Annotated in this window: 14 protein-coding genes; 11 read left to right on the top strand and 3 right to left on the bottom strand. The window is 71.0% G+C overall.

From position 1 onward, the window contains the following. Positions 1-83: 83 nt before the first annotated feature. Positions 84-752: a potassium channel family protein gene (locus ACFWBT_RS24135; protein ID WP_385703776.1), complete on the bottom strand. Its 669-nt coding sequence runs from the start codon at positions 750-752 to the stop codon at positions 84-86. Next, positions 752-1,423 (bottom strand): potassium channel family protein, encoded by a 672-nt coding sequence (locus tag ACFWBT_RS24130; protein ID WP_385703774.1) that lies wholly within the window; start codon positions 1,421-1,423, stop codon positions 752-754. The genes ACFWBT_RS24135 and ACFWBT_RS24130 overlap by 1 nt, the downstream gene beginning before the upstream one ends. Positions 1,424-1,846: 423 nt before the next feature. Here ACFWBT_RS24130 and ACFWBT_RS24125 point away from each other — a divergent pair, with 423 nt between their 5' ends. Both ACFWBT_RS24125 and ACFWBT_RS24120 read left to right on the top strand, forming a co-directional pair. Then, complete coding sequence (locus ACFWBT_RS24125) at positions 1,847-3,895, top strand: APC family permease (protein ID WP_385703771.1); 2,049 nt, start codon at positions 1,847-1,849, stop codon at positions 3,893-3,895. Between the two features lie 208 nt (positions 3,896-4,103). Continuing rightward, positions 4,104-5,432 (top strand): class I SAM-dependent RNA methyltransferase, encoded by a 1,329-nt coding sequence (locus ACFWBT_RS24120; protein WP_385703768.1) that lies wholly within the window; start codon positions 4,104-4,106, stop codon positions 5,430-5,432. 105 nt (positions 5,433-5,537) lie between these two features. On the opposite strand, the gene ACFWBT_RS24115 is transcribed toward ACFWBT_RS24120, so the two are convergent. Continuing rightward, complete coding sequence (locus tag ACFWBT_RS24115) at positions 5,538-5,957, bottom strand: contact-dependent growth inhibition system immunity protein (RefSeq protein WP_385703765.1); 420 nt, start codon at positions 5,955-5,957, stop codon at positions 5,538-5,540. 317 nt (positions 5,958-6,274) lie between these two features. Here ACFWBT_RS24115 and ACFWBT_RS24110 point away from each other — a divergent pair, with 317 nt between their 5' ends. From ACFWBT_RS24110 to ACFWBT_RS24070, 9 genes are all read left to right on the top strand, one after another. Next, entirely contained in the window at positions 6,275-7,741 is a 1,467-nt protein-coding gene (locus ACFWBT_RS24110; protein WP_385703763.1) for a WGR domain-containing protein, read from the top strand. 149 nt (positions 7,742-7,890) lie between these two features. Beyond that, positions 7,891-8,388, top strand: coding sequence for a winged helix-turn-helix transcriptional regulator (locus ACFWBT_RS24105; protein ID WP_385703761.1), 498 nt, complete (start codon positions 7,891-7,893; stop codon positions 8,386-8,388). A 269-nt stretch (positions 8,389-8,657) separates the two neighbouring features. Next, the gene (locus ACFWBT_RS24100) at positions 8,658-9,182 is read left to right on the top strand and encodes an SRPBCC family protein (RefSeq protein ID WP_385703758.1); all 525 of its coding nucleotides are present in this window, start codon (positions 8,658-8,660) and stop codon (positions 9,180-9,182) included. Continuing rightward, positions 9,182-10,312 (top strand): LLM class flavin-dependent oxidoreductase, encoded by a 1,131-nt coding sequence (locus ACFWBT_RS24095; RefSeq protein ID WP_385703778.1) that lies wholly within the window; start codon positions 9,182-9,184, stop codon positions 10,310-10,312. The genes ACFWBT_RS24100 and ACFWBT_RS24095 overlap by 1 nt, the downstream gene beginning before the upstream one ends. Before the next feature lie 293 nt (positions 10,313-10,605). Beyond that, positions 10,606-11,139, top strand: coding sequence for a hypothetical protein (locus tag ACFWBT_RS24090; protein ID WP_385703757.1), 534 nt, complete (start codon positions 10,606-10,608; stop codon positions 11,137-11,139). Between the two features lie 259 nt (positions 11,140-11,398). Then, on the top strand, positions 11,399-12,751 hold the full coding sequence (locus ACFWBT_RS24085; protein ID WP_385703755.1) for a hypothetical protein: 1,353 nt from the start codon (positions 11,399-11,401) through the stop codon (positions 12,749-12,751). 222 nt (positions 12,752-12,973) lie between these two features. After that, a complete protein-coding gene (locus tag ACFWBT_RS24080; RefSeq protein ID WP_385703753.1) occupies positions 12,974-14,410 on the top strand; it encodes a hypothetical protein in 1,437 nt (478 codons plus the stop codon). Between the two features lie 86 nt (positions 14,411-14,496). Next, entirely contained in the window at positions 14,497-15,837 is a 1,341-nt protein-coding gene (locus tag ACFWBT_RS24075) for an AAA family ATPase (protein ID WP_385703751.1), read from the top strand. Continuing rightward, complete coding sequence (locus tag ACFWBT_RS24070) at positions 15,834-17,093, top strand: VWA-like domain-containing protein (protein WP_385703748.1); 1,260 nt, start codon at positions 15,834-15,836, stop codon at positions 17,091-17,093. The genes ACFWBT_RS24075 and ACFWBT_RS24070 overlap by 4 nt, the downstream gene beginning before the upstream one ends. Positions 17,094-17,405 lie beyond the last annotated feature (312 nt).

Genomic DNA, 17,405 nt, shown 5'->3' with positions numbered 1-17,405 from the left:
GATCTCCGGGCGCCCCTCGCCGTATGCGGACGTCGGTACTCGTACCGGGCGCCCCGCCCCGTTCGTGTCGTGCGTGCCGGGCGTCAGCGGTCCCGGCGCACCGACAGCAGGTCCTCCAGCTGTTCCTCACGGGCCTGGGCGGCCACGAAGAGGAGTTCGTCGCCGGCCTCCAGGGAATCCTCCCGGGAGGGCGTGAGCACGCGGGTGCCGCGGATGATCGTCACCAGCGAGGTGTCCTCCGGCCACTCGACGTCGCCGACGGTCGTGCCGGCCAGGGCGGACTCCGGCGGCAGGGTCAGCTCGACGAGGTTGGCGTCGCCGTGGCTGAAGCGGAGCAGCCGCACCAGGTCACCGACGCTGACGGCCTCCTCGACGAGGGCCGACATCAGACGCGGGGTGGAGACGGCGACGTCGACGCCCCAGGACTCGTTGAACAGCCACTCGTTCTTGGGGTTGTTGACGCGGGCGACGACCCGCGGGACCCCGTACTCGGTCTTCGCGAGCAGGGAGACGACGAGGTTGACCTTGTCGTCTCCCGTGGCCGCGATGACCACGTTGCAGCGCTGCAGCGCGGCCTCGTCCAGGGAGGTGATCTCGCAGGCGTCGGCGAGCAGCCACTCCGCCTGCGGCACGCGCTCGACCGAGATGGCGGTCGGCGCCTTGTCGATCAGCAGGATCTCGTGGCCGTTCTCCAGCAGTTCGCCCGCGATCGAGCGGCCCACGGCACCGGCACCGGCAATGGCGACCCTCATCAGTGACCGGCCTCCTCTTCAGGTCCCTTGGCGAACGACGCCTCGACCTTGTCCACCTCGTCGGTGCGCATCATCACGTGCACCAGGTCGCCCTCCTGCAGCACCGTCTGCGAGGTGGGCAGAACCGCCTCACCCAGCCGGGTGAGGAAGGCGACGCGCACGCCCGTCTCCTCCTGGAGGCGGCTGATCTTGTGGCCCACCCAGGTGGCGGAGGCGTGCACCTCGGCGAGCTGCACACCGCCCGTGGGGTCGCGCCACAGCGGCTCGGAGCCCGAGGGCAGCAGCCGGCGGAGCATCTGGTCGGCCGTCCAGCGGACGGTGGCGACGGTCGGAATACCCAGGCGCTGGTAGACCTCGGCGCGGCGCGGGTCGTAGATGCGCGCCGCGACGTTCTCGACGCCGAACATCTCGCGGGCCACCCGGGCGGCAATGATGTTCGAGTTGTCACCGCTGGAGACCGCCGCGAACGCGCCCGCCTCCTCGATGCCCGCCTCGCGCAGGGTGTCCTGGTCGAAGCCGACTCCGGTGACACGACGGCCGCCGAACCCGGAGCCCAGCCGACGGAAGGCGGTGGGGTCCCGGTCGATCACAGCGACCGTGTGCCCCTGTTGCTCCAAGTTCTGGGCTAGAGCGGAACCCACTCTTCCGCAGCCCATGATGACGATGTGCACGACCGTCCTTCCGCATATGAATGGTTACGGCTCAGGCTAAACAGGGTCTCAGACCGCCGCCCAAGCTACACACGCGCGGTCACCCAGGGGCACCCCTGTGCACGTTCGCCTGCGGTTTTTCGTGAACCTCCGACAACGGCGATGAACGGAGGGGTTCAACGCCGTGTGATGCTGCGAACACTCGCGAGCGTCAGGATTCCGAGGCCGACAAGTCCGACGGTGGCGCCGATGAGCTCCGCGGACAGGTGCATGGGTCCTCCAGGGCGGTCGGGGGCGGGGGTTTTGTCATATAGACACGTGGACCTCCGGGACAACGGAATCCGCAGCCGGAGCCCACCCAGTTTTCACCCGGAGAGCAGATGACGGCCCTGAGCGGGACGGCGGGTGGGCGATTGCCAGTTCGAACCCTTACGATTCCCTGTTGTGTCCAAACTGACCGACGTGCCCAAGCGGATCCTGATCGGGCGCGCACTGCGCAGTGACCGGCTGGGCGAAACGCTCCTGCCGAAGCGCATCGCCCTCCCCGTCTTCGCATCCGACCCGCTCTCCTCCGTGGCGTACGCGCCCGGAGAAGTTCTGCTGGTCCTTTCCATCGCGGGTGTGTCGGCCTACCACTTCAGCCCCTGGATCGCGCTCGCGGTCGTCGTGCTGATGTTCACGGTGGTCGCTTCCTACCGCCAGAACGTGCACGCGTACCCGAGTGGTGGCGGCGACTACGAGGTGGCCAACACCAATCTCGGTCCGCGGGCCGGCCTCACCGTCGCCAGCGCGCTGCTCGTCGACTACGTCCTCACCGTCGCCGTCTCCATCGCCTCCGGCATCGAGAACCTCGGCTCGGCGGTTCCCTTCGTGGTGGAGCACAAGGTGGCCTGCGCCGTCGCCGTCATCGTGCTGCTCACGCTGATGAACCTGCGCGGGGTCAAGGAGTCCGGAAAGCTCTTCGCGATCCCGACGTACGTCTTCGTCACGGGCGTCTTCATCATGATCGCCTGGGGTGCCTTCCGCGGACTCGTGCTCGGCGACACCATGCTGGCGCCCACCGCCGACTACCACATCAAGGCCGAGCACCAGGGGCTCGCGGGCTTCGCCCTCGTCTTCCTGCTGCTGCGCGCCTTCTCGTCCGGCTGTGCGGCGCTCACCGGCGTCGAGGCGATCTCCAACGGAGTCCCCGCCTTCCGCAAGCCGAAGTCGAAGAACGCCGCCACCACGCTCGCGGCGATGGGCCTGCTCGCCGTCACCATGTTCTGCGGCATCATCGCCCTGGCCATGACCACCAAGGTGCGCATGGCGGAGAACCCCGCCACGGACCTGATCCACAACGGCATGGCCGTCGGTTCCGACTACGTCCAGAACCCGGTGATCTCCCAGGTCGCCGAGGCCGTGTTCGGCAAGGACAGCTTCCTGTTCATCGTGCTGGCCGCCGCCACCGCGCTCGTCCTGTTCCTGGCCGCGAACACCGCGTACAACGGCTTCCCGCTGCTCGGTTCGATCCTCGCCCAGGACCGCTACCTGCCGCGCCAGCTGCACACCCGCGGCGACCGCCTGGCCTTCTCGAACGGCATCGTGCTCCTGGCCGGCGCCGCGAGCATGCTCGTCATCATCTACGGGGCCGACTCGACGCGCCTGATCCAGCTCTACATCGTCGGCGTCTTCGTCTCCTTCACGCTCAGCCAGATCGGCATGGTCCGCCACTGGAACCGCCACCTGGCCACCGAGACCGACCAGGCCAAGCGGCGCCACATGGTCCGTTCCCGGGCGATCAACGCCTTCGGCGCCTTCTTCACCGGGCTGGTCCTGGTCGTCGTCCTCGTCACCAAGTTCACGCACGGCGCCTGGGTCGCCCTGCTCGGCATGGTGATCTTCTACGTGACGATGACCGCGATCCGTAAGCACTACGACCGGGTCTCCGAGGAACTGGCCGCCCCCGACGGACCCTCCGACGACAGTGTCCGCCCCTCCCGCGTCCACTCCGTCGTGCTGGTCTCCAAGATCCACCGCCCGGCGCTGCGCGCCCTCGCCTACGCCAAACTGCTGCGCTCCGACACCCTCGAAGCGCTCAGCGTCAACGTCGACCCGGCCGAGACCAAGACCCTGCGCGACGAGTGGGAACGGCGCGGCATCGACGTACCGCTGAAGGTCCTCGACTCGCCCTACCGCGAGATCACCCGGCCGGTCATCGAGTACGTGAAGGGCCTGCGCAAGGAGTCGCCGCGCGACGCGGTGTCCGTGATCATCCCCGAGTACGTGGTCGGCCACTGGTACGAACACCTGCTCCACAACCAGAGCGCCCTGCGCCTCAAGGGCCGGCTGCTGTTCACGCCCGGCGTCATGGTGACCTCCGTGCCCTACCAGCTGGAGTCCTCCGAGGCCGCGAAGCTGCGTGCCCGCAAGCGGCAGGACTGGAACGCGCCGGGTGCGGTGCGCCGCGGACCGGCCCACGAGCGACCGAAGGAGCCCACTCCGAAGAACTAGCGGCCGGCGGGAGCCCGGCTCGAAGCGCCGGCGGCCTTGGGAGCCCTGCCTGAAGCGCCTGAGGCCGAAGGGGAACGGCCCGAAGGGCCGGCGCGTCGAGTGGGCACGGGCCCGGAGAACTGACGGGCGCGGGAAGCCCGCCGGAAGCACGTAGACTGGTGGGCTGTTGTCCGGCCGTTTCCCCCTTCTCATCTGGAGTCACCCCACCATGCAGGCAGAACCGAAGAAGTCGCTGGTGGGGGACGAGTACGAGGTCGAGATCGGCCCCGTGGCGCACGGCGGGCACTGCATCGCCCGGACCGACGAGGGCCAGGTCCTCTTCGTCCGGCACGCGCTGCCCGGTGAGCGCGTCGTCGCCCGGGTGACCGAGGGCGAGGAAGGCGCGCGGTTCCTGCGCGCCGACGCCGTGCGGATCATTGACGCGTCCAAGGACCGTGTCGAGGCGCCCTGCCCGTACGCGGGACCCGGCCGCTGCGGCGGCTGCGACTGGCAGCACGCCAAGCCCGGCGCGCAGCGCCGTCTCAAGGGCGAGGTCATCGCCGAGCAGTTGCAGCGCCTCGCGGGCCTCACGCCCGAGGAGGCGGGCTGGGACGGCACGGTGATGCCGGCCGAGGGCGACAAACTGCCCGCGGGCGAGGTCCCGGCCTGGCGCACGCGCGTGCAGTACGCGGTCGACCCGGACGGCAACGCCGGTCTGCGCCGCCACCGCTCGCACGAGGTCGAGCCGGTCGAGCGCTGCATGATCGCCGCCGAGGGCATCACCGAACTCGGCATCGAGGAGCGCGACTGGTCCGGCATGGCGGCCGTCGAGGCGATCGCCGCCACCGGCTCCCAGGACCGCATGGTGATCCTCGAACCCCGCCCCGGCGCCCGCCTCCCGCTCGTCGAGCTCGACAAGCCGGTCTCCGTGATGCGGGTCGCCGAACAGGACGGCGGCATCCACCGCGTCCACGGCCGCGCCTTCGTGCGCGAGCGCGCCGACGGCCGCACCTACCGGGTCGGCAGCGGCGGCTTCTGGCAGGTCCACCCGAAGGCCGCCGACACCCTCGTGAAGGCGGTCATGCAGGGTCTGCTGCCGCGCAAGGGCGACATGGCCCTCGACCTGTACTGCGGTGTCGGTCTCTTCGCGGGCGCCCTCGCGGACCGGATCGGCGACCAGGGCGCGGTCCTCGGCATCGAGTCCGGCAAGCGCGCGGTGGAGGACGCCCGGCACAACCTCGCCGCGTTCGACCGTGTCCGCATCGAACAGGGCAAGGTCGAGGCGATCCTCCCGCGCACCGGCATCTCCGAGGTCGACCTCATCGTCCTGGACCCGCCCCGCGCGGGCGCTGGCAAGAAGACGGTCGAACACCTGTCGTCGCTGGGCGCGCGAAAGATCGCCTACGTGGCCTGCGACCCGGCGGCACTGGCCCGGGACATCGCGTACTTCCGCGACGGGGGATACAAGGTGCGGACGCTGCGGGCGTTCGATCTGTTTCCGATGACGCATCACGTGGAGTGCGTGGCGATTCTGGAGCCGGTGAAGAAGGACGGCTGACCTGTTCTCCGTCTTCCTGCACGTGGGGCATCTTTTTCGATGACGTACGGCGAAGGCGCGAAGGTCCGCTGCCCACTGCTCAACCAGTCTGGGAATGCCTCGCTGTCAGGCATCGGCCCCGGGGAGCGCCGAGAGGAACGCGTCGATGTCCTGGCGGACGTAGCGTGAGACGTCGGTCAGGACGGCGACGGTTTCCTTGAGTTCGTGAGCGAGCTCCGGGGCGGTGGCCCAGACCTCTCGCTTTCTGGTGATGACCGTGTACAGCAGGTCGTCGTCGAACCAGCCACCCCCGGCTTGCTTCGGCGCGGTGTCCCGCAGAATGTCCACGGCCAGGGGCAGTAGCCAGGGCAGCCCCACGTCCTGTCCGATCAGCCGGGCCAGCTCGTGCGGCTCCAGGGTTGCGACCGGTCGACGCCGCAACTCGTACACGTTCCGGACCATCGGGGTCGCGTCCGCAGGAGGTACCGGCCAGCGCAGGCCCTCCAGTTCCTCAAGGGAGCTACCGCGGTCGAAGTCTTCGGGCATCGGTCGGGTCCTCTGCTTCGTCCTGTGTTTTGTGATGGCATTCTGCGCCTCGTCGTGCAGTCCCCGTTCACGGCATTCCTCGGGTGCGAGCCCGACGGGACCGTCCACCTGTCGTGCGCCGTGCGCAAGGCCCGCATGCGCGGTTCCTCCGCATCGGTCGCGAGCCCTGCGCCGGCTCGGGGAGCGGTGCCGGTGTCCTCCCGGGGCCTCAGGGGGCAGTTCTCCGGCCCCGGCCCGTTGTCAGTGGCGACCGCTACTTTGGAATCACTGGAGATCGGCCGTGTCGGCTGACCGGGGCCTTTGGGGAGGGGTGTGCTGTGTCCGCTGCGCAGGCACGACAGGCGGGGATCACGACGTATCTGGAGCTGTCTCAGGAGAGCGGCGGTGCGCACAAGTTCTACGAGGTGACCGTCGAGGAGCTGACCGTCGCCGTGCGGTACGGGCGCATCGGTGTGGACGGGCAGCGCCAGATCTCCACCTTCGCGACCGCCGAGAAGGCGAAGGCCGCGGCGGCGAAGAAGATAGCCGAGAAGGTGCGCAAGGGGTACGCGCCCGCCGTCCAAGGGCAGCGCGCGGCACGTCCTGTGACGCGCCGTCAGGTGACGTCGGCCCCGTCCACGGCGCGGGCGACGGCCCCGGTGCTGTGGCGGTTCCGTACCGGAGCCTCGGCGTTCGGCATCCATGTGGACGAGGACCGCTGCTGGGTCGGCAACCAGCACGGCAACGTCTACAACCTGAGCCACTCCGGCGAGGTGCTGGCCCACTACTCGCTGCCCGACGGTGTGAAGTGTCTGGTGGCGGACGACTTCTGGATCTACGCGGGCTGCGACGACGGCCGCGTGTACGACCTCTCCTCGAAGGTGCCGTTCGCGGCCTACGAGATAGCGGCCGACGTGGACATCTTCTGGCTGGACATCCACGCGGGCGTACTGAACGTGGCCGACCGCAATGGCGGACTGACGGTCATCGACCATGAGGACGAACTCCAGTGGTCGCGCAACTCGTCCGGCGGCAACGCGTGGATGGTGCGCGCCGACGACCATGCCGTCTACCACGGACACAGCCGCGGTGTGACGGCCTACGCGGCGGACGGCACGAGTCAGCTCTGGCACACCGCCACCAGCGGCAATGTGCTCTTCGGGTGGCAGGAGGAGGACGCGGTCTACGCGGGGACGGGGCGGCGGGTCGTCCAGCGGCTCGACAAGTCCACCGGCCGGATCGAAGCCACCTACCAGTGCGACGCCGCCGTGTACTCATGTGCCACGTCCCCCGGAGGCCGGTATGTCTTCGCGGGTGACTCCTCTTCCTCCGTCTACTGCTTCACGGCCGACGGCACCCGGCTGTGGAAGCTCGGCACCGGTGGCGGTTCGGCGCTGTCGATGCAGTACCACGACGAGCGGCTGTACATCGTCTCCACGGACGGCTCGCTCGCCTGCATCGACGCGACCGAGGCCGCGATCAACGCCGCCCAGTCGGGCAGCGTCCCGGTCGCCGCGGACGTGAAGCTGGCGGCTGCCCTGCCGACGTACGCCCCGCTGACCGCAGCGGCCTCCGTCGCCACGGTCAGCGCCGTTCCCGCGGCGGGGGACGGGGTGGTGGTCGAGTGCATCCAGGAAGGAGGGCGCGTGCGGGTCCATGTGGTCTCCGACGGTTATGAGCCGAGCTGGAACGTCCAGTTCCCGCGCGCGATACGCCAGCCCGGAACCCGCTATGTGGTGGACGCGCTGCACTCCTCGCAGGGCGGCTTCTACCGAGTGCGCGGGGAGATCAAGCGTCTGGTGTGACGGGTGGAGCAGCGGGAGCGGTGTGCGTGGTGCGGTGGTGCGGTGGTGCGGTGGTGCCACGGTGCGGTGGTGCCATGGTGCTTCACGTGGCGACCCGCCCGTGCCGCGAGCTGCTGGGTCTTTTTCTGAGACCTTCGTATGCTGGGAGGGTGAGGCGGACTTCTTTTGCGAACTGGCCCTGTTCCATCGCGCGCACGATGGATCTGCTCGGCGACTGGTGGACGCCGTTGGTGCTGAGGGAGGCCTTCTACGGGATCAAGCGGTTCGACGCGTTCCAGCAGGAGCTGGGGATCGCGCGCAACACGCTGACCGACCGGCTCCGCCGGCTGGTCGACGAGGGGCTCATGGAGAAGCGGGCCTATCAGACGGACCCGGTGCGGTACGACTACGTGCTCACGGAGATGGGCCGCGACTTCTTCGGGGTCCTGGCCGCGATGAACAGCTGGGGCAACCGCTGGCTCAGTGGTGAGCAGGGGCCGCCGGTCGTCTTCCACCACGACCGCTGCGGAAACGAGAGCGACGCGGCTGTGGTGTGTGCCGACTGCGGCGAGCCGATGACGGCCGAGGACACCCGTCCGCGGCTCGGCCCCGGTTACCCGCCGCACCTCGCCGAGCGCCCCGACATCCGGAGCCGTTTCACCACCTGAGCGATCCAGCCGGCAGCGGCTGCTTGCCGCCGCCCACGGGGCCGACTCCCAGCCCCAACAGGCCCAACGGCCCCCAACAGCCCCAACTCCCAGACCGGGGCCGGTTCCCAGCCCGGCCCAGTCCAGGTCCAGGTCCAGGGCCAGGTTCCGCTGTCGGCCCGTGCGCCGGCGGCGGTTTTCCTTGACAGGTTAGTCTATCTACGCAACTCTCAAGGTCAGAGCCCCATTCGGGCGCATTTCCCGGGAGACCAGAGGAAGGCCGGAGACTCATGGAGTGGACGGGTGCGCGCTACGCGGACCAGCCGACCGTCGATGTGCGGACGCGGATCGACGCTTCGCCGGGTCGGGTGTGGGAGCTGGTCTCCGACATTCATCTGATGCCGGGACTGAGCGCGGAGCTCCAGTCGGTCGAGTGGCTCGACGGGGCGACGGTACCGGCGGTCGGTGCCCGTTTCGTGGGCCGCAGCAGGCACGAGTCGCTGGGGGAGTGGGAGACCACCTCGTACGTGGTGGAGTGCGAGCCGTGCAGGGCGTTCGCCTGGGCGGTGGCGGACCCCGAACAGCCCAGTGCCGTCTGGCGGTTCGGCCTGGAGGAGACGGACGGCGGCACCGAGCTGACCCAGTGGATGCGGATGGGCCCCGGCCGTTCCGGGCTTTCCTTCGCGATCGACCGGATGCCGGAGAAGGAGCAGAAGATCGTGTTCGTACGGCTGCGGGAGTTCGAGCGGAGCATGACGGACACCGTCGCGGCGATCAGGAAGCTGGCCGAGAGCGCGGAAGGGGCGGGTGCGTGATGCGTACCTCTACGACGATCGAGGCGTCGGCGGGCGACTGGCGGGAGACCGTCGATTTCGTGGTCGAGGCCGAGAAGCTCGGGTTGGACATCTGCTGGGTGGCGGAGGCCTGGGGCTCCGAAGCCCCTTCTCCGCTGGGCTACTTGGCGGCGCGGACCGAACGGATGCTGCTCGGCTCCGGGATCATCCAGCTCGGGACCCGTACCCCGGCGGCCATCGCACGCGCTGCGATCACGCTCTCGAACATCTCCGGAGGGCGCTTTCTCCTCGGCCTCGGCCCGTCCGGTCCCCAGGTGATCGAGGGACTGCACGGAGTGCCGTTCGCGCGCCCGCTGTCCCGGATGCGGGAGACCGTGGAGATCGTCCGGCAGGCGGTCGCGGGGGAGAAACTCTCGTACGAGGGCAAGGAGTTCACGATTCCGCTGCCGGGAGGTGAGGCGCGGCCCATGCGGATGTCCATGCGCGCCGAGCACGACCTGCCGGTCTACCTCGCCACACTCTCGCCGAAGATGCTCCGGCTGACGGGAGAGGTCGCGGACGGCTGGCTGGGCACCAGCTTCGTGCCCGAGGGGGCCAAGGAGGCGTACTTCGACCACCTGGACGCGGGCCTCGCGGCGGGGGGCCGAACCCGCGCCGACCTCGACATCTGCCAGGGCGCCGAAGTGGCCTTCGCCGAGGACGAGGACGCGCTGCGCGCCATGGTCGCGGGCCGCAAGAAGGAACTCGCCTTCAGTCTTGGTGGGATGGGCTCCGCCACCACCAACTTCTACAACGCCGCCTACAGCAGGCAGGGTTGGGCGGAGATCGCCGCCGCGGTTCACGAGCGCTGGCAGGCCGGCGACCGGGACGGCGCCGCGGGGCTCGTGACCGACGAGATGGTCCTCGGCACCACCCTGATCGGCACCGAGGACATCGTCCGCGAACGGCTCCGCGTCTGGCGCGCCGCCGGTGTCGACACGGTCCGGTTCTACCCGGCGGGCGAGACCCTCGACGAACGGCTCACGACGCTGGGGCGCGCTCTGGATCTCGTGAACGATCTGAAGCCCGTCATCGCTGAGGAGCCCGTCACCCCGGCGGATCCGGCTTCGACGCCCGGTGGTGTCGCGGCGGAGTCGACCGGGCGTCCCTGAGGACGGTGGGCCCGGTGGTGTCAGTGGTACCGGTGGTGCTGGCGGCGCGCGGCCGGGGCTTTGGCCGGACCCGGATCTGGGACCCGGACCTGGACCTGGACCTGGACCTGGACCCGGACAGGTTGTCCGTCGGTCACTTGCGACATTGTTCCGCGGATCGGGCGGCAGTCGAGCGTCACCCGATCGGCGGAACCCCCGTGGCGAGGGAGGGGGCGGCGGGCGGAGGCTCGAACTCCCCGATGCTTCCCGCACGGGGACGGCCAGCGGCCGACAGCACATCGAGGTGGTCGAGCATGAGCCAGGACTCTTCGCAGCCTCCGAGCCCCCCGCCCGGCAGTGGGACGGGAGCCCAGCCGAGCGGCGGCGACATGCCGTTGTGGGGAGACCAGTGGTCCGGAGCCGCGCCCGCCGCGGGAGGACTCGGGCCGCCGCCCGCCGGCAACAGCGGCTGGGCGTCCGGTGGTGTCACCTTCGCGGGTGTCCTCCTGCTGGTGAACGGCGCCCTCAGCATCCTCCAGGGCATATCCGCGCTGGCCAAGGACGATGTCTACGCGCGCGTGAACGACTACGTCTACCGCATCAACCTCACCGGCTGGGGCTGGATCCTGCTGATCGTCGGCGTGATCTCGGCCGTCGTCGGCTGGGGGATCCTCAAGGACGCCGGGTGGGCCCGTGTCACCGGCATTCTGCTGGCCTCGCTGAGCATGCTCTTCCAGTTCATGTTCCTGCCGTACGCGCCGATCTGGTCGGTCATCATGATCGCCATCGACGTCTTCGTGATCTGGGCACTGGCCTCGTACCGACCCGATGCCAAGCAGCCGCGCTGACGCACCCCTCTCAACGCACCCCGCTCCCCGCTCCGCGCTCCCGTCCCGTCGCCGAGCGAGCGTCGCCGAGAAGCGGGCGCCGAGAAGAGCGCCGCCGTATGCCGTCGCCCCCACGCACTGGACCGATCGGAGCGAGACGCGCCATGGATGACGTGATCGACCGGACGCGAGCCGGTCAGCGGTCCGCACAACAGGACCGCAGTCCGGTGGTCCCTCGGGCCCGCGCCGGCGTGGGCCCGAGCAGCGCTCCGGAGGCGTCGTGAGCTCCGGTGAGGTGAGCGGCGGTGGCCTGAGCGGCGGTGGCCTGAGCGGCGGTGACGCGCGGGAGATCGCCGACCTGCGGGCCCGGGTCGCCGAACTGGAGCGGCGCCGACCGATGGTCGAGCACCACCGCGTGCGGTCGTTCTTCGCGGTCGTGCTGATCCTTCTCGCGGCTCTGCTCACCCCGCTGAGCGCCGTGGCGGCCTGGACGAGCGATCTCGTCGGGGACACCGACCGCTATGTGGCCACCATGAAGCCGCTCGCCTCCGACCCGGACGTCCAGAACGCCGTCGCCGACCGGGTGACCAAAGCGGTGATGCAGCACGTCGACGTCCAGTCGCTGCTCGAATCGGCCGCCCCCGCCGACCGGCCCGAGCTGACCAAGGCCATCGGCCCGTTGAGCGGTCCGATCACCAGTGGCATCACCGACTTCGTGCACAGCGTGGCGGACCGGTTCGTCACCAGCGACGCGTTCGCCACCCTGTGGACCGAGCTGAACAGGCGAGCCCACTCCGCCGTCGACAAGGCGCTGACCGGAAGCGGCGGCGGAGCGGTGAAGCTCACCAACGACTCGGTCGTCATCGACCTCGCCCCCGTCATCGACCAGGTCAAGCAGTCGCTCGTCGACCGAGGCCTCGGCATCGCCGCGAAGATCCCCGAGGTGCATACCAACTTCACGGTGATGTCCTCCGAATCCATCGGCAGGGCCAAGAAGTTCTACCGGCTGCTCCAGATCGTCGGTTTCTGGCTGCCGGTGCTGACCCTCCTGCTGGCGGCCGGCGGTGTGCTGCTCGCCGTACGCAGGCGCCGCGCCCTCGTCACGGCGGCGCTCGCCGTGGCAGCCGGGGCCGCCCTTCTCGGCATCGCGCTCTGGGTCTTCCGGGCGCTCTATCTCGACGGCCTGCCGTCCGAGGTCTCCCAGCCCGCAGCGGGGGCGGTCTTCGACACGCTGGTGCGCTATCTGCGGACGTCGGTACGCGTGGTGATCACCCTCGGTGTCGTCGTGGCGCTGGCGGCCTGGCTGACCGGCAGTGGCCGGGCGGCCTCGCGGGTCCTGGCCGCCTGGACCGGCGGCATCGGCGCCGTGCGCGGCGCGACGGGGGTCGAGCTGGGAGCGGTCGGAGCGTGGGTGCACCGGGTCAAGATGTGGCTGAACTGGACCGTGGTCGCGGTCGCCGCCGCCATCCTGCTGGTCTGGAACTACCCCACGGCGGCCGTCACCATCTGGATCGCCGTGCTGGCCCTGCTGGCCCTGGCCGTGGTCGAGTTCCTCGACGACGACGGCACCCCGCATCTGACCAGCACGCTCGACGGACCGGCAGCGGGACCGACGGCCAAGAGCCCGGCCTGACCGACCGGGCGGGTGTCAGGTCCGGCCCGTGGCCATGAGCCTGATGATCCGTCGGATGGTCGTGAGCCGGGTCCGGCCCCGATGGGGCACGGCCGGCGCCGACGGGTCGCTCGTGAGGCGACCGGGGCACCTGACAGATCGCGGACGGCGGGTTATGCTCCCCGCGATGATGACTCCCTTCGTGAACAGATCGGGGGACCCGTCCGCGCAAGGTGAGTGCTGATGCTCACTTCGACCGCGTACGAGGATTCCCTCCTCTCCTTCTGGCCGCGCGTGCGTGACTTCGCCGTACCGCCCACCATGATCGAGACTGCGACCGCCCGCCGCCATCGCGGCGACTGGGCGGGGGCGTGCACCGCCGCAGGCATCGACATCGACCTGGATCTGCGTTCTCTGGCCCGCACCCACGGTCGCGATCTCGTGGCCCAAGTCCGTGCCGATCTACGCCATTTGGCTCCCGACCTGCTGCGCTGGCACATGCCGAGAGTCGCTCCCGACGGGCTGCTGCGCCCCGGCCTCACCATCACGCTGGCCCGGTACGACCGTGCCGGGCGCGACGGCGTGCACCCGGTGCACCTCGTGGTCCGTACTCCGCCCGCCTGGGCGGACGGCGGCCAGCGGATCAGCCTCACCCTGTGGGACGGATCCCACGGCCCGGATGGCGGCGGACGCGGATCCGCCCTGGACGCACACGCCCGCCGCCATCCGCACCCCCGTCCCAGCCGGCGGTTCCGCCTCGACCTGCACCGCCACCTGTGGGACGCGCGCAGGACCGGTGAACTGCGGGTCCGCTCCGGCGCCGACCGGCCGCCGGGCGACGCCCGTCCGGTGAACCCGGACCTCCTCGGGCCGGTGCCCCAGGGGCTGGGCTGCGCCGTCGACCGGTGGGCGGCCGAGGCGATGATCGTGCTCCGCGCCGAGCGGCGGACGACCGGCACCGGCACCGTCACCGTGCGGATCGGGTCCCGGCAGCGGCTGCTCCTGGACCTGGTGGCCGGCCCGGCGGGAGCCGAGCCGCCCACCCCGCGGATCGCCCGGGCACCCGACGGCGGCGACCTCTCCGCCCTGCCGGTCCTGCCCGACGCCGCGACCTGGGTGCTGCCCGACCTGGCGCTGATCCGTGCCGGCGCGATCGAGGCCGGGCGACTGCATCCGCTGGTCGCCTCGGCGCTGGTACCGGAACACACCCCGGCCTCGTCCACCGGGAGCGCGGACCCGGCGGGACAGACGCGCCTGGTGGAATGCCGGGGAGCCCGGCACCGGATCGGCCTGGTCGACGGCGTACTGGCGCCACTCGACCACGACCCGGCCGAAATCCGCCGGGAAGAGCTGCTGGTCGCACTGACCGGCACGCCGCTGCCCTGCCTCCGGGCCATCGACGAGGCGCACCGGCAGCCGCACTGCCTCTCCGGAGTCCGCGAACGCCTGCACCACGGAGACACCACCGGAGCGCTGGCCGTCGTCGAAGGGCTGCTGGGCCCCGACGCGGTGCTGCGCAGCGGCGCCCTGCAGGACGAACTCCGGGCGGCCGCGCTGCGACGCCTCACCTACGGACTGTTCAGGGCGGGCCTGGCCGGTCCCGCAGAGTGCCGCGTCCTCCCGGGGGCCGACCGCCCCCGGAACCACCGCTCCCGCCCACGTCATACGACCGGTCGCTGACCGCCCGCTGAAAGACAGTTGACCGCCCCGGCGGTCCCGCACCCCTGCGCCCACGCGGCCCACCACGAACCCAAAGGTGATCAACCATGCCCACATGCACCCCGTTTGCCGAACACGAGACAGCAGCAGAAGCAGAAACAGAGGCGAGTGCAGAAACAGAGACAGGAGCAGAACCGGCAACCGAAGCCGAAGCCGAAGCCTTCGACGACCCGGCCCGAGCCACCCAACTCGACGTCGCGGATGCCCTGTTGACCCTGCTCCGCCGCACCGGTACCGAACCGCGCCCCGACAGCCAGCTGGAGGCCCTGACCCTCGCCGTGGCCGCCGACCTGCCCGTACTCCTGTGGGGTGAGCCGGGAATCGGCAAGACCGCGGCCCTGACGCAGCTCGCCGAGACCCTGGATCTGCCGCTCACCACGGTGATCGCCAGCGTCCACGAGCCGTCCGACTTCTCGGGGCTGCCCATCCTCGGCGACGATCCCGCCGAGCAGGGCGTTCCCATGGCCCCGCCGGACTGGGCGGTGCGACTCGTACGCGCCGGCCGGGGACTGCTGTTCCTGGACGAACTGTCCACCGCGCCCCCGGCGGTTCAGGCGGCGCTGCTCCGTCTCGTCCTCGAGCGCCGGATCGGAACCCTGCAACTGCCGCCCGGCGTAAGGATCGTGGCCGCCGCGAACCCCCGCTCCTCCGCGGCCGACGGCTGGGAACTGAGCCCGCCGCTGGCCAACCGGTTCGTCCATCTCCAATGGGTCCACGACCACGAGGTCGTCGTGCGTGGGCTCGGCGGCACCTGGCCGCGCGCGACACTGCCACGGCTCGACCCGCGGAAACTGCCGGAGGCCGTGGACTTCGCCCGCCGCGCGGTGTGCGGGCTCCTCGACGCCCGCCCCGCACTCGTCCACCGGCTGCCCAGCAGTGAGACCCGCCGGGGCGGTGCCTGGCCCTCACCCCGGAGCTGGGACATGACGCTGAGCCTGATCGCCTTCGCGACCGCCGCCGGCTCCTCCCGGGAAGTGCTCTCCCTGCTGGTCAGAGGCGCGGTGGGGGACGGTCCGGGACTGGAGCTGCTGGCGAGCCTGGACCGGATGGACCTGCCCGACCCCGAGACCCTGCTCGCCGACCCGGCGGGCGCCGTCCTGCCCGAGCGGGGGGATCTGCGCCAGGCCGTCCTCGACGGTGTGGTGGCCGCGGTCCGCAAGCGTCCCGAGAAGGCGCGCTGGGACGCCGCCTGGGCCCTGCTGGTCCGGGCGCTGGACACCGGCGCCCCGGACCTGGTGGTCGTTCCCGCGACCACCCTCGCGACCCTGCGGCAGGAGGACTGGGACGTCCCGGCGTCGATCGAGCGGCTGGCCGGAGCGGTGACCCTGTCCCGGCGCGCGGACGACGCGGCGGCCCGTTCCGCGGTCGCCACGAAGGCGCGACGATGACGGCGGGCGCACCGGGGGCTCTGGACCTCGAAAAACTCTTCGCCGCCCGCCTGCACGCCGCGCGGGTCCGGCCCTATCTGGCGACCGCCCTGTTCGCCCTGCACACCGTCGAGTCGCGGTGGGTGCCGACGATGGCCGTCGACCGGCACTGGCGGTGCTACGTCTCGCCGGGGTTCGTGGACCGGACGCCCGTCGAGGACCTGGCCGGAGTCTGGGTGCACGAGGTGTCGCACCTGCTGCGCGACCACCACGGCCGCAGCGAACGGGTCGCCCGCGAGCGCGGACTCACGGGTCCCGGGGAGCGGCTGCGGATGAACATCGCCGCGGACTGCGAGATCAACGACGACGCGTTCGGTGAAGGGCTCGTCCGGCCCGAGGGTGCCGTCACGCCGCAACTCCTGCAACTGCCCCCGGGCGAGCTCATGGAGGACTATCTCCGCCGGTTCCGGCTCGGGCCGCTCACCCAGAGCCTGGCCTGGCTGGACTGCGGCAGCGGCGCCGACGGACGAGAACGGGAGTGGGACCTCGGGCCGGACGGCGCGCACGGCCTCAGCGCGCAGGAACGCGACGCGGTCCGGTTCCGGGTCGCGCAGGGCATCAAGGCCCGCCCCGGGAAGAGCCCGCAGGGATGGCAGCGGTGGGCGGAGGAGGCCTTCCATCCACCGCAGCCGTGGCGGGAGTTGCTGGGGGCCGCGGTCCGCTCCGCGGCCTCGGGGTCCGGCGTGGGCGAGGACTACACCTACGGTCGCCCGTCGCGGCGCGCGGCGGGCGTGCCCGGCGTCGTCCTGCCGAGTCTGCGCCGCAGACCGCCCCGTGTCTCGGTGGTCATCGACACCTCCGGGTCGGTCAGCGACGCGGAACTGGGCAGCGCGCTTCTCGAAGTCTCCGCCATCTCCCGTGCGGTGGGCGGCCGGCGGGACCTGATCACCGTGGTGTCGTGCGACGCGGCGGCCGGGGTCGCGCACCCGCTGTGCCGCGCCGAGGGCATTCCGCTGATGGGCGGCGGCGGCACGGACCTGCGCTCGGGATTCGCCGCCGCGCTGCGGGCACAGCCGCGCCCCGATGTCGTCGTGGTCCTCACCGACGGGCAGACCCCCTGGCCGGAAGCGCGACCTCCGTGCCGGACGGTCGTGGGTCTCTTCTCCCGCCAGGAGCTGGACGACTCATGGGACGAGGACGACCCCGACTACGTGCCGGACCGGCCGCCCGCGTGGGCCCGCGTGGTCGAGATCGGGTCGGTTCCGGCGGGTCGGTGAAGCCCTCGGGCGGGCACGGAGGCAGGCCGTTGTGCCGGGGCGAATCCGGCCGGACGGCGGCCGGACGGCCCTGGTGACGGGCGCCGGGCAACCCCTGGTCGTACGACGTCCGGACACGCCCGGTCGGTACGGCGGGTCGGGTTCGGCCGGTACGGGGGTGGGGGTCCGGTCGGTACGGGGGTGGGGGTCCGGTCGGTACGGGGGTGGGGGTCCGGTCGGTACGGGGGTGGAGGTCCGGTCGGTACGGGGGTGGGGCGAGCCCGGTTCGTACGATGGCTGAACAGGTCTGCTGGTCAGACGTGTTGGGGGCCT

The organism is Streptomyces sp. NPDC060027 (assembly GCF_042737005.1).
In the GTDB taxonomy this organism is placed as follows: Bacteria; Actinomycetota; Actinomycetes; order Streptomycetales; family Streptomycetaceae; genus Streptomyces.
This window is presented reverse-complemented; position numbering and strand designations above follow the sequence as displayed.